Origin of the sequence: Paenibacillus rhizophilus (genome assembly GCF_003854965.1) — a bacterium.
In the GTDB taxonomy this organism is placed as follows: domain Bacteria; phylum Bacillota; class Bacilli; order Paenibacillales; family Paenibacillaceae; genus Paenibacillus_AQ; species Paenibacillus_AQ rhizophilus.
This window is the reverse complement of record NZ_RQPI01000007.1, coordinates 1-14454: the sequence shown is the minus strand read 5'-3', so window position 1 is coordinate 14454 and position 14454 is coordinate 1. Positions and strand designations below refer to the sequence as shown.

12 protein-coding genes, 8 tRNA genes and 1 rRNA gene are annotated in these 14454 nt (G+C 51.9%); 4 read left to right on the top strand and 17 right to left on the bottom strand.

What is annotated here, in order from left to right:
* Positions 1–284: 284 nt before the first annotated feature.
* The 4 genes from gnd (at position 285) to gntK (ending at position 5139) form a co-directional block, all read left to right on the top strand.
* On the top strand, positions 285–1184 hold the full coding sequence (gene gnd / locus EH198_RS13640) for a phosphogluconate dehydrogenase (NAD(+)-dependent, decarboxylating) (protein WP_124696085.1): 900 nt from the start codon (positions 285–287) through the stop codon (positions 1182–1184).
* A gap of 130 nt (positions 1185–1314) precedes the next feature.
* Complete coding sequence (locus tag EH198_RS13635) at positions 1315–1986, top strand: GntR family transcriptional regulator (protein WP_124696084.1); 672 nt, start codon at positions 1315–1317, stop codon at positions 1984–1986.
* Between the two features lie 162 nt (positions 1987–2148).
* Positions 2149–3510 carry a GntT/GntP/DsdX family permease gene (locus EH198_RS13630; RefSeq protein WP_124696083.1) on the top strand — a complete coding sequence of 454 codons (1362 nt, stop codon included), beginning with the start codon at positions 2149–2151 and terminating at the stop codon, positions 3508–3510.
* 84 nt (positions 3511–3594) lie between these two features.
* Positions 3595–5139, top strand: a complete 1545-nt coding sequence (gene gntK / locus EH198_RS13625; protein ID WP_124696082.1) for a gluconokinase — start codon at positions 3595–3597, stop codon at positions 5137–5139.
* An 83-nt stretch (positions 5140–5222) separates the two neighbouring features.
* On the opposite strand, the gene EH198_RS13620 is transcribed toward gntK, so the two are convergent.
* From EH198_RS13620 to EH198_RS13540, 17 genes are all read right to left on the bottom strand, one after another.
* A complete protein-coding gene (locus EH198_RS13620) occupies positions 5223–6407 on the bottom strand; it encodes an acyltransferase (protein ID WP_124696081.1) in 1185 nt (394 codons plus the stop codon).
* 134 nt (positions 6408–6541) lie between these two features.
* The gene (locus EH198_RS13615) at positions 6542–7030 is read right to left on the bottom strand and encodes an acyltransferase (RefSeq protein ID WP_124696080.1); all 489 of its coding nucleotides are present in this window, start codon (positions 7028–7030) and stop codon (positions 6542–6544) included.
* On the bottom strand, positions 7027–7680 hold the full coding sequence (gene ppaX, locus EH198_RS13610) for a pyrophosphatase PpaX (protein ID WP_124696079.1): 654 nt from the start codon (positions 7678–7680) through the stop codon (positions 7027–7029). Before ppaX ends, EH198_RS13615 begins: the two co-directional genes overlap by 4 nt.
* Positions 7681–7683: 3 nt before the next feature.
* The gene (lgt, locus tag EH198_RS13605; protein ID WP_124696078.1) at positions 7684–8721 is read right to left on the bottom strand and encodes a prolipoprotein diacylglyceryl transferase; all 1038 of its coding nucleotides are present in this window, start codon (positions 8719–8721) and stop codon (positions 7684–7686) included.
* 12 nt (positions 8722–8733) lie between these two features.
* Positions 8734–9672, bottom strand: coding sequence for an HPr(Ser) kinase/phosphatase (gene hprK / locus EH198_RS13600; RefSeq protein WP_124696077.1), 939 nt, complete (start codon positions 9670–9672; stop codon positions 8734–8736).
* A 344-nt stretch (positions 9673–10016) separates the two neighbouring features.
* A complete protein-coding gene (locus EH198_RS13595; RefSeq protein WP_124696076.1) occupies positions 10017–11138 on the bottom strand; it encodes an ABC transporter ATP-binding protein in 1122 nt (373 codons plus the stop codon).
* A gap of 102 nt (positions 11139–11240) precedes the next feature.
* The gene (locus tag EH198_RS13590; RefSeq protein ID WP_124696075.1) at positions 11241–12338 is read right to left on the bottom strand and encodes a PucR family transcriptional regulator; all 1098 of its coding nucleotides are present in this window, start codon (positions 12336–12338) and stop codon (positions 11241–11243) included.
* Positions 12339–12404: 66 nt separating this feature from the next.
* Positions 12405–13334: an NAD(P)/FAD-dependent oxidoreductase gene (locus EH198_RS13585; RefSeq protein WP_124696074.1), complete on the bottom strand. Its 930-nt coding sequence runs from the start codon at positions 13332–13334 to the stop codon at positions 12405–12407.
* A gap of 148 nt (positions 13335–13482) precedes the next feature.
* Positions 13483–13555, bottom strand: a tRNA-Lys gene (locus EH198_RS13580).
* An 8-nt stretch (positions 13556–13563) separates the two neighbouring features.
* A tRNA-Tyr gene (locus EH198_RS13575) sits at positions 13564–13649 on the bottom strand.
* A 7-nt stretch (positions 13650–13656) separates the two neighbouring features.
* Positions 13657–13729 (bottom strand) — tRNA-Phe (locus EH198_RS13570).
* A gap of 17 nt (positions 13730–13746) precedes the next feature.
* Positions 13747–13823 (bottom strand) — tRNA-Asp (locus EH198_RS13565).
* Between the two features lie 13 nt (positions 13824–13836).
* Positions 13837–13912 (bottom strand) — tRNA-Thr (locus tag EH198_RS13560).
* A 32-nt stretch (positions 13913–13944) separates the two neighbouring features.
* Positions 13945–14020 (bottom strand) — tRNA-Val (locus tag EH198_RS13555).
* A gap of 7 nt (positions 14021–14027) precedes the next feature.
* Positions 14028–14104 (bottom strand) — tRNA-Met (locus EH198_RS13550).
* A gap of 23 nt (positions 14105–14127) precedes the next feature.
* A tRNA-Ser gene (locus EH198_RS13545) sits at positions 14128–14219 on the bottom strand.
* Positions 14220–14327: 108 nt separating this feature from the next.
* Positions 14328–14454, bottom strand: a 23S ribosomal RNA gene (locus tag EH198_RS13540); the annotation flags it as partial.

Below are 14454 nucleotides of genomic sequence, written 5' to 3'. Positions count from 1 at the left end.
TGATATCGTACCATGACATGTTATTTTTCGTCAATTCAAGCCTGAAAATTCACTCAATTATACGATCAAGCTCTTTTTCAATGCATCCATTATATCTTTTTTTCGATCAGCATACCTATTTTAATAATAGAGTTCAGTTCCCATAAAAAAATCGGCTATAAAGCGGTATCAGCAATCGCTTACAAATTTCTCTTTACAAACATCTGTCGTCGTCGTATGATACAGACATAAGTTGTATACAGGTATACATGTATCAATGAAAACGGTTAAAGAGGTGATTATAAATGAAATTGGGTCTGATCGGACTTGGCAAGATGGGCTACAACCTGACGTTGAATTTATTGAACCACGGGCATGAAGTTATTGTAAGCGATCTCAACCCGGAACCCGGACGCCAGCTTGAGAAGCTTGGAGCCGTAGCGGCCTCCGGCATAGCGGAGCTTACGGCGCAGCTTGCCCGCCCAAGGATCGTTTGGGTCATGGTGCCGGCCGGAGCGCCGGTGGACAGCGTTGTGGATACTCTTTCCGGGCTGCTGGACGAAGGAGACATTGTGATTGAAGGAGGCAACTCCCATTACAAAGACTCCATTGCCAGAGCGGAAAAGCTTAGCGCATGCGGGATTCATTTTTTCGATGCCGGCACTTCAGGCGGAACCGAAGGCGCGGCGCAAGGCGCCTGCTTTATGATTGGAGGCAACCCCGAGATATTCGGCACTGTCGAGCCGCTGTTCCGCGATCTTGCCGTTGATAAAGGGTATTTATATGCGGGACCCAGCGGAAGCGGCCATTTTTTGAAAATGATTCATAACGGTATTGAGTATGGGATGATGCAGGCTATTGCCGAAGGCTTTGAGCTGCTGGAGAAAAGCCCCTTCAATTTCAACTATGAGGATGTTGCCCGCGTATGGTCGAACGGTTCAGTCATTCGGGGATGGCTGATGGAGCTTACCGAAAGCGCTTTTTCCAAGGACCCTAAGCTTTCCGGCATTCGCGGAGTCATGCAGAGTTCCGGAGAGGGCAAGTGGACCGTGCAGACGGCGCTTGACCTTGAAGCCAGCACGCCGGTAATCGCGCTCTCTCTGCTGATGCGCTACCGTTCGCTGGAAGAGAATACGTTCCACGGCAAGGTAGTAGCCGCCCTGCGCAATGAATTTGGCGGCCATGCCGTCGTAAGAGAAGAGTAACGTCCGCGCTTCGGCTGTGCCTGTCAGTTATACTGCTTTTCACATCATAGAACCGGAATGCGGATGTATGCTAGAATCGAAAGAAAGAATGCTCACATCCAGCAAATCATCCGCAGAGGAGTCGTGTGAAATGCAGTATCCTACCGCCTGGCTGCAGGGAGTCTCGCTTGGAGAGTCCATTGCCTGCAAACTCAGGCTGCAAATTATAAATGAAGAGCTGAGGTCCGGCGAGGTACTCTCTGAGAACCGGATTGCCGAGGAATTCGGAACAAGCCGGTCTCCGGTTCGGGAAGCCTTAAAGGAACTGGCCGCGGAGGGCTTGATCCGTCTGGAACGGATGGGAGCGGTTGTTGTCGGCCTAAACCTGGAGAACGTCAAGGAATTATACGATGTGCGTTATTTGATCGAAAGCTTTGCCCAGACGAGACTTGCGGGAGCCCCGCAGGATGCGCTGATCCTTCAGCTTGAGCAGACGATCGACCGCATGAAGCTGGCCGTCAAATATAACGATTATGTGGAATTCGCCTATCAGGATTTTTCCTTTCACGAGGCGATTGTCGTTAAGGCCAACCACACCCGGATTCTTCACCTGTGGAACAGCATCCGCCAGATTGTCATGACCGTCATTCTGGTAACTACCGAAAAGAGCTTTGCCGAAGGCGAAGAGCGCATGAACTGGATTGCCGACAAGCACCGGAGCATTGTGGAAGGACTGAGGTCGCATGATGCGGAGAACATCCGCAAGGTCGTGCAGACGTATTTTGCCGATTCGATGCTGACACTGGGACATACGCTCCCATAAAGTCCAAAATTAATGTCATGATTGTGTAAAAAATTTCTTCGTCTTTTCTTGTCGACAAGTATGCAACAAGAAAAGACAGACCATTATGAAAACGCTACAAAAATAGTAAAGCCTTTTCATCGTTTTATTCTTAGTGATTTGCTCATTATAAGGAGGACTATCATGAACAGTTTGTTCGGTCTCAGCCACAATGCAACCCTGTTGGTCTGTACATTGGTTGTCATAGCTTTTCTGGTTACTCTGATCGCCAAATATAAATGGAATCCGTTCGTCACCCTGCTTCTTTCCGCTCTGTCCTTGGGTCTTCTGGCCGGTATGAAATATCAGGATCTGATCAAATCGGTCACCGGTGGTCTTGGCGGCACTCTGGGTACGATTGCCATCGTTATCGGCCTTGGCACCATGCTGGGGAAAATGATGGCCGAATCCGGCGGCGCCGAGCGCATCGCCACTACTCTTGTAGACCGGTTTGGGGAAAAACGGGTTCACTGGGCCATGATGCTCGTCGGTTTTGTCGTTGGGATTCCCGTATTTTTCGAAGTCGGCTTAATCCTGCTTATCCCGGTTGTCTTCATGGTTGCACGCAAAACAAAAATGTCGCTGCTGCAAATCGGCATTCCGGTGCTGGCTGGTCTGTCGACCGTACACGGGCTTGTTCCGCCGCATCCGGCGCCCATGATTGCCATTGACGCTTACGGCGCGAATTTGGGTAAAACGATTCTGTATTCGATTATTGTCGGACTGCCGACCGCCATTATCGCCGGACCGTTGTTCGGTAAATTTATCGGTAAACGCATTCTGGTTCAACCTCCGGAGAAGCTGGCCGAACAGTTTGCTTCCACTAGCGTTAAGGAGCTGCCAGGCTTCGGCATTACGCTCCTGACCATTCTGATGCCTGTTATTTTGATGCTGATCGGCTCTATTGCCGACATCCTCGATCCGGAAGCGGTAAACGCATTTACTCCGTTCGCCAAGTTTATCGGCCATGAAGTTATCGCCCTGCTTATTTCGGCCGTATTCTCCTTCTTCTCGCTCGGCTTTGCCCGGGGCTTTAAGAAAGAGGACATCTCCCGCTTCACAAGCGAATGTCTTGCGCCGACCGCTTCGATTATTCTGATTATCGGCGGCGGCGGAGCATTCAAGCAGGTGCTGATTGACAGCGGCGTCGGCGGAGCCATTGCTTCGCTCGCAACGCAGACCCATGTCAATCTGATCTTCTTCGGCTGGCTTGTCGCCGCGTTGATCCGCGTTGCTACCGGTTCCGCAACCGTTGCGATGACGACGGCGGCCGGCATCGTGGCGCCCGTTCTTGCCGTAAGCTCCGGCGCTCCCATCGAGCTGGTCGTTCTGGCAACCGGCGCCGGCTCGCTCATCCTCTCGCATGTCAATGACGCCGGCTTCTGGATGATCAAAGAATTCTTCGGCATGTCCGTCGTCCAGACCTTGAAGAGCTGGACGGTCATGGAAACGCTCTTGTCTGTCATTGGCCTTATCTTCATCTTGATTTTGAGTGTCTTTGTATAATTCAATAGTAGATAATATGCGACGGGGCGGCTGAGACATCAGTCCTGCCCCTTTCGCAGCATTTTCAGAAAGAAGGTCTGAGTTATGAATACCCAATATATGATTGGCGTCGATATCGGAACTACGAGCACCAAGTCCGTGCTGTTTGCGGAGAATGGAAGCATCTTGACCAAGGCGGATCAGGGCTATCCGCTTCTTACCCCCTCGCCTTCCATCGCCGAGCAGGACCCGGAGCAAATCTTCCGGGCCGTCGTCTATACGATTTCGGCGGTGATGCAAAAAAGCGGGATAGAGGCAAAGGATGTCCTGTTCGTCTCGTTCAGCTCCGCCATGCACAGCGTCATTGCCGTTGACAAGGACGGCCATCCTTTAACGAAGTGTATTACGTGGGCCGACAACCGCAGCGCCGGCCAGACTCTGCGCCTGAAGCATGAGCTCGGCGGACATGAGCTCTATCTGCGCACAGGCACGCCGATCCACCCCATGTCGCCGATTACGAAGCTGATGTGGCTGCGCGAGGAGCAGCCTGCGCTGTTCAAAGAAGCTTCCAAATTCATTTCGATCAAAGAATATGTCTTTGCGAAGCTGTTCGGAGAGTACATTGTCGACCATTCCATCGCCTCCGCCACCGGCATGCTGAATCTGGAGCGGCTGGAATGGGACAAGGAAGCGCTGAATATTGCAGGCATTGATGAAAGCCGGCTGTCCCGCCTTGTGCCGACAACTTATGCCGCCCGCGGGCTGCTGCCGGAAGCGGCCAAAGAAATCGGACTGCTGCCGGACACTCCCTTTGTCGTCGGCGCAAGCGACGGCGTTCTCTCCAATCTCGGCGTAGGCGCCATCGAGCCGGGCGTCGTCGCCGCCACCATCGGTACGAGCGGAGCAATCCGCACGCTGGCCGACCGGCCGGTGGTTGATCCGAAAGGACGGATCTTCTGCTACGCCCTGACTGAGAAGCATTGGGCCATCGGCGGACCGGTCAATAACGGCGGAATGCTCTTCCGCTGGGTTAGGGACGAATTTGCCGCATCCGAGGTGGAGACGGCCAAGCGGCTTGGCATCGATCCGTACGATGTGCTTACCCGGATTGCCGAACATGTGCCGGCGGGAAGCGAGGGCCTGCTGTTTCATCCTTATCTGACAGGCGAGCGCGCTCCGCTTTGGAACTCCGATGCCAGAGGCTCCTTTTTCGGACTTACCATGAACCACCGCAAAGAGCATATGATCCGCTCCGTGCTGGAAGGTGTCATCTTCAATCTGTACACCGTCATGCTGGCGGTGGAGGAGCAGATGGGACGCCCGCAGCGGATTATGGCAACCGGCGGTTTTGCCCGCTCCGCCCTGTGGCGGCAGATGATGGCGGATATTTTCGACCAGGAGGTTGTTGTGCCGGAGAGCTTCGAGAGCTCCTGCCTGGGAGCAGTCGTACTCGGACTGTACGCGACCGGGCGAATCGATTCCCTGAACGCCGTATTTGGCATGATCGGCACTACGCATCGCCATATGCCTATCAAGGCCAACGCAAACGTATATAAGCAGCTGCTGCCTATCTTTATCTCGCTGTTCCGCAGCTTGGAGAGCCAATATGAGGCAATATCCAAATTCCAGCGCGAGCAGGCCGGGGAATAGTCATTATACTTAATAAATTCCAATTAAAAAGGGTGTTTCCGTCATTCAACATGATCAGGAACACCCTTTTTTCTTCGTTTATCCTATCTAAATCCGCTCTCATGATACTCCTGCCGAATCTTCTGCGGCTGCCTTACCGAACCCCGCGGCACCGAGCCGAACAGAATCCACGCTGGCTGGATGTACCGGAAAGCAAGCGCCACAATGATCCAGGAAAGAAGGAGCGCGGCAAGCCAGCCGCCGGCAATGGCCAACGCATAGGCAAGATAGCCGCCGTGAAAATCAATCTTCCGGTAGAAAAAGAGCACGGCCGGATGAACCAGATAAATGCCGAACGAACAGGCCCCGGCCGAAATTAACAGTCTGGACCACAGCCGCTGGCCCGCGCCGTACAACAAGAAGGAAAGCTGAAACAGCACCAGACAGGACAGCAGCGCGTGAGCATTCGCAGCCCCTTCGAACCAAAAGCTGTTGATGACCGTTTTTTGCGTATAATTGCGGTTCCACAGCTCTACATGAACGGTTCCTGCAACAATCCAGACCACCCACAGCACCGCCCACAGCAGCCAGCGCCCCGCCGGTCTCTTATCATCCCCAGGAATCAGCCAAGGCTTAAGGGACGAATAAAACACCGCTATGGCCGCGCCCAGCAAAAAATAGGAGAAGTACGTAATCGCAAGACTGCCCTTCGGCACCTGCCAATAGCCGTGGTTGACCATATACTTATTGAGCACCACGAACCCCCACTGAAGCGCAAGACCGATGAACGGCGCCCAGGCGGCCAGACGGCGGCTTTTTTGCAGACACCACAGCAGCAGCGGAAACAGCACATAGAACTGGATAATGATAATAACGTAGTACAAGTGCGTATAAGCCGTTCCGGTCAGCACATATTTGGCCATCTTGGCTGCCATCTCCTGTGGAGGCATGCTCCACTGATTGCCTGCATAGAGCTTGAGTACAAAATAAAGCACTGAGAATACGATATAAGGCACGAGAATATAGATCAGCCTTCGGCTGTAGAATTTGCCCAGCGTCTTGCCGGTTAGCGGCCGGTCGATATAGTTGTAGAACAGCACAAAACCGCTTAAAAATACAAAAGAAGGCACCGCAAACTGGCTGAATTTATTGATGAACAAAAACGGGTAAAATAACGGCGTATTCAGCGTTTCCGCGAGTGTCCGCGAAGTCGCGTGGATCCCAATCACGGCAAAGATGGAGATTGCCCGAAAAATATCCAACTGCGGGATACGTTCTTTTTGTCCCATGTTCACCTCCTGTAGTAATCGCGATTGCCGCTGAAAAGTCCAACTGGAGAAGCCACGATATTGTTGCAGCGTTCATCCCTGAAATGTACTTTTGCTGCCTTCAGAGGTCGCCACAGGCCCTCAAGAGACAAACTTTATCGGTTTCCCTTTAAGTCCTGCAGCGGATTTCCGCCGACAAAAGCTCCCGCTGGCACATCCCTATGCACAACCGAGCCTGCAGCCACAATGGCCCCGTCACCGATCGTTACGCCGGGAAGAATTGTCGTATTGGCGCCGATGAGCACGTTCTCCCCGATCACAACCTCGCCCAGACGGTACTCCCGGATCAGATATTCATGCGCCAAGATGGTCGTATTATACCCGATGATCGAATTTTCACCAACCGTGATTAGCTCCGGAAAGAACACATCCACCATCGCCATCAGCCCGAAAGCTGTATGTTTCCCCACTTTCATGCCGAGCACTCGGCGATATATCCAGTTTTTGACCGGAAGAATGGGACAATAGCGGGCAATCTGGATGAAAATAAAATTTTTTACGCCTTTCCAAGGACTAACCGTACGGTAAATGTGCCAAAGCGAGTTATTTCCTTCAACCGGATAACGTGTTACCTTCCTGCTCACAGCCCGGCCGTTCCCTCACCTACAATTTCGTATAGGTCGGTCATGTCCCGGAGAATATAATCAGGCTCATACTTGCGGAGCGTATCCTCGCCCTTCAGCGACCACGCCACCCCGGCGGCCCGTACGCCGGCAGCTTTTGCCGACTGGATATCGACTCCGCTGTCACCTACCATCAGCACTTTCTCCGGGCTTAAGCCCAGATTGTTAACCCCCGTCAACACCGGTTCCGGATGTGGCTTCAGATTCGTAACGTCGTCGAGGGTCACAACCGTATCCATGTATTGCAGCAAATCGAACATCTCCAGCGCCCGGATCGTCGTGGGGCGGATTTTGGTCGTAACGACCCCGAGCTTGATGCCCCGGCTTCGCAGTCCTTCCAGCGTTTCGTTCACTTTTGGAAAAGACCGGATCAGCTCGTCATGATGCTCAGTTTGAAAAAGGCGGTAGGAAGCCTCCAGAGGGGCGACATCCTGGAGATTGGTGAAAGCTCTTAATTGGTCCGTAAGACTGGTTCCCATATGGGGAATCATCTGCTCCCGGGTAATCGCAGGCTGTGCATGAAATTCCAGTGCGTGCATAAACGAACTGATAATCAGCTCATTCGTATTGACGATCGTGCCGTCCAAATCAAATAAAATACCTTCAATCATAGATTACTGCTCCTTTTTTTCCTCTTCCAAAGGCGGATGGTTTGGGACGGACGGAGGGGTTGAAGCGTTCTGCTCCGGTTTCCCCTCCTGTTCCATCAGTACAGGATCGGCGGCTTGTGGCTTGGTGGACACAATCGGGTCCGAGTAATGAGCCTTGGCCGCTCCCGTCGTTCGGCGAATAACGATAAGCAAGATGGCCGCGATAATAATAAGCAGGGCCAGCAGTTGAGAGGTCCGGATATTTCCGTAGTTCGGGTCGAGATATCCCTGTTCGAAGCCCAGGCCCGTCATCGGGCTCCACAGGCCATTAATCAACGAGGCCAGAGCATCGCTGCCTTTAAAAGCGAGGCTGTCGGTCCGCAGCCCTTCAATAAAGAACCGTCCGATCGAATACCAGATGAAATACGACAGAAACAATTCTCCCGCACGCATAAACCGCTGTCTGCGCAGCACCATGAGCAGCACTATGCCGACCAGGCTCCACAGCGATTCATACAAAAAGGTCGGATGATGGTACGCCAGATCTTTTTCTATGTACATTTGATTCACAATAAAGTCCGGCAAATGCAGACTGTTCCGCAAAAAAGTCTCATGAACCGGACCGCCATAGGCTTCCTGGTTCACAAAGTTCCCCCATCGGCCAATCATTTGTCCAGCCAGCAGCCCGGGGGCGCAAATATCAGCGATCCGCCAAAAAGGATAACCTTTATAACGGAAGTAAATAATAGCGCAAATAATAGCCCCAATGAGCGCGCCGTAGATGGCGATTCCACCGTTCCATATTTTAAATACATCCACAAAGTTGTTCTTATATTCATCCCAAGTGAAAGCTACGTAATAAATACGCGCACCGATAATCGCCGAAGGGACACCCAGAAGCAGCATATCCATAAAAAATTCCTGCGGTATGCCGAATCTTCTTCCCTCCCGGATCACAAGGAACAGGCCGGTCAAAGCACCAAGTCCCAGAATCAGGCCATACCAATGCACCTTTAAAGCGCCGATTGAAAAGGCAATCGGATCTAGCGCCAGTGGAAACATTCACTCGCCCTCCTAGTCCAGGTCGTCCATATCTTCCGATATGGTTGCAGTAAGCTTGTGGGTGAATTGCAGTGCGGCATTGAAGCCCATTTGCTTCAAGCGGTAATTCATCGCCGCCACTTCGATAATAACGGCAAGGTTCCGTCCCGGACGCACCGGAATGGTCACCAGCGGCACATCGGTGTCGATTATGCGCGTCGTCTCCTCGTCCAGTCCGAGCCTGTCATATTGCTTGTCCTGCTGCCAGGCCTCCAGCTTGACGACCAAGGTAATCCGCTTATGGTTGCGTATTGCTCCAGCGCCGAACAACGTCATAACGTTGATAATGCCAACGCCGCGGATTTCCAGCAGATGCCGAATCAGCTCCGGCGCGGTCCCGTGCAGCTGGTTGTCCGAAGTTTGCCGGATTTCAACGGCATCGTCGGCAATCAGCCGATGTCCGCGTTTGACCAGCTCCAGCGCCGTCTCGCTCTTGCCGATGCCGCTGCTGCCGGTAATCAGCATGCCGACGCCATATACGTCGCAGAGCACACCGTGAATGGTCGCGGTCGGAGCCAGTCTGCCCTCCAGAAAGCTGGTCAAGCGGCTGGAAAAAATCGTTGTCGCCATCGAGCTGCGCAATACGGGCAGCCCTTTCTCATTGCTGACATCAAGCAGTTCCTGCGGCACATCCAGTCCGCGTGTAATAACGATACAGGGGGTCTGATCGTCACAAATGCCGCGAATCCGGCTGATCCGTTCCTCGGCAGGAAGCATTGAGAAGAAGGCCAACTCCGTCTTGCCCATCAGTTGAACCCGGTCTTCAGGATAATATTCGAAATATCCGGCCATTTCGAGACCGGGGCGGTTCAGGTCGTCGACCGTAATCAGCCTTTTCAGGCCTTCTTGTCCGGAAATGACTTCCAGTTGAAAATGCTGTACCAATTCCGATACTTTTACCTTCTTGGCCATATCTGTTTCTTCCTTTCGTCGCCTGCGGTTCTTTCCCAGCTTGCCCTGCTTCCCTTGACCGGCAGCGGCTGTATAATCCTTCCTTCCGGCAGGTAATTCTCCTGCTATCTTAAAGGATAACGGATGCGAATGCAATCATTATACCGGGTTGGACGGTTATGCAGACAGAGTCTTTTTGACAAAATAATCGGTATAGGGATGACCTGTGCTTTATTGAAGATTTGGAGAGGAGACGGAGATGGCAGCATATAAATTCTCCTTAAGAAAGACGCTTGCCGAATCTCTTCATTAATATAAAAAGCCGCCCCGGAGGGCGGCTTCCCAAAAGAGTCTGAACCTGGCGCTTATCCCAGGAAAATGTTCAGCTCCGATTGTTTGTCAAACAAATGCACTTTGTTCATATCAATAGCGAGTTTCGGCTTGTTGCCTTCGCGGGTAGTCGAACGTCCGTCGACGCGGGCGATGATGGAGTCTTTGCCAATGCCGCTCAGGTACAACAGCATTTCATGACCCAGGTTCTCGGTTACTTCTACCAGTGCGGTAAAGACCGTATTCGGCGAAGCTTCCAGGAATACCGGCTCTTCGTGGATGTCTTCCGGACGAACGCCCATGATGACTTCCTTGCCGATGTAGCCTTTGCTGCGGAGCAGCTGAGCTTTGCCGCCAGGAACTTCGACATCCAGGTTGTCTGCGCGGAAACGTACGGAACCGTTAACTTCGGACAAGGTACCCGAAACAAAGTTCATCGTCGGGGAACCGATAAATCCGGCCACGAACAGGTTCTGCGGATGGTTGTACAGTTCTTCAGGAGAAGCGGCCTGTTGGATAATGCCATCCTGCATAACAACGATGCGGTCTCCCATCGTCATGGCTTCCGTTTGGTCATGTGTTACGTAAATGCAAGTGGTCTCAAGACGTTTAACCAGCTTCGTGATCTCGGCGCGCATTTGTCCACGCAGCTTAGCGTCGAGGTTAGAAAGCGGTTCGTCCATCAGGAACACTTGAGGATCGCGGACGATCGCACGGCCCAGAGCGACACGTTGACGTTGACCGCCGGAAAGCGCCTTCGGTTTGCGTTCCAGCAGGTGCTCGATATCAAGAATTTTTGCGGCTTCGCGCACTTTTCTGTCGATCTCGTCTTTTTTCACCTTGCGTAGCTTCAGACCAAACGCCATGTTTTGGTACACGCTCATATGAGGATACAAGGCGTAGGATTGGAACACCATCGCGATGTCGCGGTCTTTAGGAGCTACGTCGTTGACAACGCGTTCGCCGATAAACAGCTTGCCTTCGGAGATTTCCTCCAGCCCTGCGATCATCCGCAAAGTAGTGGATTTACCGCAGCCGGAAGGTCCGACCAGTACGAGGAACTCCTTATCTTTAATGTCAAGATTGACGTCAATTACCGTTGCTTTATCGGAACCTGGATATTTTTTGAATACATGCTCTAAACGTACGCCTGCCATTTGAATTTCCCCCTCGGATAAGTGATAGAGTTCGGAAATAATTCCTGTACTTATCTTAACCCAGAGCAACCGGGCTGGCTATTTGTAACGTTCACAAAAATCCTATTTCCTTTTCGTTACTTTATACAATAGCATGGTAAGTTTTACAATCGCCGCGTCGCCGAAGCTCCGTACGTCCGCGCCCGTCTCCTGTTTGATCTTATCCAGACGATAGAGCAGAGTATTGCGGTGAATGTATAATTTCTTCGCCGTTTCGCTAACATTGCAATCCATTTGAAAAAAAGTTTCCAGCGTTATCAGCATCTCCTTGTCGGCCAGCACGGACGTATAGTCGCCAAACTGTCCAAGCAGCTGCCGCCGCCGCCCGTCGGGAATGCTGTTGACCAGCCTTTCCAATCGAAGGGCCCAAGGCAAATGAATATATTCTCCCACCTGAAAAATACGCCCGAGGCTGATCGTTTCCCTCAGCAGCGTGCTCACTCCCGCTAAGCCTTTGAGAGGAATAATCGAGGAGGAAACGCTCACATGAAATACACCGACCCACTCGGAGGCAATCAATTCGTGAAGGCCCATACAGGCCTGTGCCAAAAGCTCCTCATCGTCGCTCTCCTCTTGCTCTTCCTTCTCCTCCGTGCCTGTGAGCAGATCTTTACGGGCCAATATCAGCCATTCCTTCGCCTGCAAGGGGATGAGCAGCGTCGTATTATCGAAATAGCTCCGGATTAACTTTAACAGTGAACGGTAGGCAATATCAGAGCTATGCGTATTTTCTCCGACCAGTAGGAAAGGAACCATATCGATGAACAGGCGGCTCTTTAAAGCAACTTCGTCAGAAATTTCACCGTCGTCATAATTCTGCTCGAGCTGTGTGTTTAGCCATGCGCCAAGCTGCCGTGCCTCCGCTTCTCCTTCTTCCTTAAAGCCCGAAGCCCTGAGCGCGGCGGCATAATTCTCGGCGGCAAACTGCGCCAGCTGCAGCTCCATCTCGGAAAGGCCTTCCGTCTCGATCCACAGGGCGGTAATCCGGCCCTCGCTCTCATAAAGGGGTATCCAAACGTTTCCTTCAAATAATACCGACCGCTCTACCGCCTCAGATCCCATGTCAAAAAGGGAAGCCGATTTCTGCCTCCCGAATTGCTTGATCCCCGTTTTTTTTCCGGTGAGCTGCTCCATTTTTTGCCGCAACGTCTCAGTGTCCATTGTCAACATACTCCACCACTTTTGCTCTTTTTGCCTATTTTATCATGCTTTTGTATGTTCTTGTAGTCAGCTTAAGTGCAGCGGAACGGTTTGCTTCATTTTCTGAAGCGTTTTATGAATCCAGATAGCCGCAATCGCTCCATCTCCCATAGCAACCGTCGCCTGTTCCGCATGAACAGCCACATCCCCCGCTGCCCATACGCCCTCCACGTTCGTCATCAAAGATCGACGGTTAGCCTCGATATGACGGTTCTTGTGCAATTCCACGCCCAACTGCTCCGCCAGCTCCGAATGCACTGAATTGCCACCCATTGCGATAAATCCACGCTCTGCGGACACCGTTCTTCCATTTTCCAGCGTCACACCTCTAATCATCCCGTCCTCGCCGCTCTCCAACCGCGCAATCGCTTCTTCTATATAAATAATTCCTTGCGCCTCAAGATGGTCCCGCTGCTTGGGGGACAACGCATTTTTCTCATGATTGATGTAGGTGAGATGCGGAGTGCGTTGCCGTAAAATAAACGCCATATTCAACCCGGATATGCCCGAACCTATAAGCACCGTTGACCGATCCTGTATTTCATAGCCGTCGCAATCCGGGCATACATATACGGAACGGCCAAGCGTCTCGCGAAGACCTGGCAACTCCGGAAAACGATCCATAATCCCCGTCGCCAGCAGCAGCGTCTTGGCCGTATATTTCGTCCCCCCGCTTCCTTCCAGATAAAAAAGTCCAGCCCTCTTTGAGGCTCTCAGCACCTTATCGGAAACGAACTCAACACCCGCTCTAGCTGCCTGCAGCTTCCCCCTTGCTCGCAGCTCTTCTCCTGAAATCCCGTCCGGCCATCCCAATATATTATGGTAACTGCGGCACAGCGACGATCGGCCCTGCGCTGCGTCAATGACAAGCACCTGATGAGCAGAATAACGGCCCAGCTGAATGGCAGCCTGAAGACCGGCGATTCCACCCCCAATGATAATCGTATCGTACGTCATATGGCTTCTCCCTCTTTATCTAAGGTTATAACCTTATATTTAAACACAACCCTAATTTTTAAACTTACCAATTGCCCATAGCTTTCAAAAATAATGTGCAAAAAACAAAAAAAGCCATCACCGAAAGGTGATGACTTCTTAAACAGGATGAGCCATGAAGGATTCGAACCTTCGACACCCTGATTAAAAGTCAGGTGCTCTACCAACTGAGCTAATGGCTCAAAAATACTGGTGGAGGCTGATGGATTCGAACCACCGAACTCGTCAGAGAACAGATTTACAGTCTGCTGCGTTTGGCCACTTCGCTAAGCCTCCATGAAAGTGGCTCGGGACGGAATCGAACCGCCGACACGAGGATTTTCAGTCCTCTGCTCTACCGACTGAGCTACCGAGCCATAAATTGACATAAAAATGGCGGAACCGACGGGATTCGAACCCGCGATCTCCTGCGTGACAGGCAGGCATGTTAGGCCTCTACACCACGGTTCCGCGTTTGTGACAATGGTGCCGGCGAGAGGACTTGAACCCCCAACCTACTGATTACAAGTCAGTTGCTCTACCAATTGAGCTACACCGGCAAGATGTCATATGTCAATATTAAATTGTCAAATGGTGGAGGCTGAGGGGATCGAACCCCCGACCCTCTGCTTGTAAGGCAGATGCTCTCCCAGCTGAGCTAAGCCTCCGTATGTATGGTAGCGGCGGAGGGGATCGAACCCCCGACCTCACGGGTATGAACCGTACGCTCTAGCCAGCTGAGCTACACCGCCATACTATAATGATGAATTTGAAATGGCGGAGAGAGAGGGATTCGAACCCTCGCACCGCTTACGCAGTCTAACCCCTTAGCAGAGGGTCCCCTTATAGCCACTTGGGTATCTCTCCAAACAAATCCTCACGCTTCTATTGCAGAACCGTTAAAGATGGGTCTTTCAAATTCATTCAGGCTTGATCGCCTGAAAACTGGAACCGAAACGAAACTTGCGTTTATTCTTGGATAAGCCCTCGACCGATTAGTATTGGTCAGCTCCATGCATTGCTGCACTTCCACCTCCAACCTATCTACCTCGTCGTCTTCAAGGGGTCTTACTAATTGGGAAATCTCATCTTGAGGGGGGCT

Excerpts from the sequence above, each read along its gene's own strand:
- lgt (WP_124696078.1), bottom strand. The coding sequence starts at position 8,721 with ATGTTTCCACTGGCGCTAGATCCGATTGCCTTTTCAATCGGCGCTTTA.
- EH198_RS13590 (WP_124696075.1), bottom strand. The coding sequence starts at position 12,338 with ATGGACACTGAGACGTTGCGGCAAAAAATGGAGCAGCTCACCGGAAAA.
- EH198_RS13595 (WP_124696076.1), bottom strand. The coding sequence starts at position 11,138 with ATGGCAGGCGTACGTTTAGAGCATGTATTCAAAAAATATCCAGGTTCC.
- ppaX (WP_124696079.1), bottom strand. The coding sequence starts at position 7,680 with ATGATTGAAGGTATTTTATTTGATTTGGACGGCACGATCGTCAATACG.
- gnd (WP_124696085.1), top strand. The coding sequence starts at position 285 with ATGAAATTGGGTCTGATCGGACTTGGCAAGATGGGCTACAACCTGACG.
- EH198_RS13630 (WP_124696083.1), top strand. The coding sequence starts at position 2,149 with ATGAACAGTTTGTTCGGTCTCAGCCACAATGCAACCCTGTTGGTCTGT.
- EH198_RS13585 (WP_124696074.1), bottom strand. The coding sequence starts at position 13,334 with ATGACGTACGATACGATTATCATTGGGGGTGGAATCGCCGGTCTTCAG.
- hprK (WP_124696077.1), bottom strand. The coding sequence starts at position 9,672 with ATGGCCAAGAAGGTAAAAGTATCGGAATTGGTACAGCATTTTCAACTG.
- EH198_RS13635 (WP_124696084.1), top strand. The coding sequence starts at position 1,315 with ATGCAGTATCCTACCGCCTGGCTGCAGGGAGTCTCGCTTGGAGAGTCC.
- EH198_RS13620 (WP_124696081.1), bottom strand. The coding sequence starts at position 6,407 with ATGGGACAAAAAGAACGTATCCCGCAGTTGGATATTTTTCGGGCAATC.
- gntK (WP_124696082.1), top strand. The coding sequence starts at position 3,595 with ATGAATACCCAATATATGATTGGCGTCGATATCGGAACTACGAGCACC.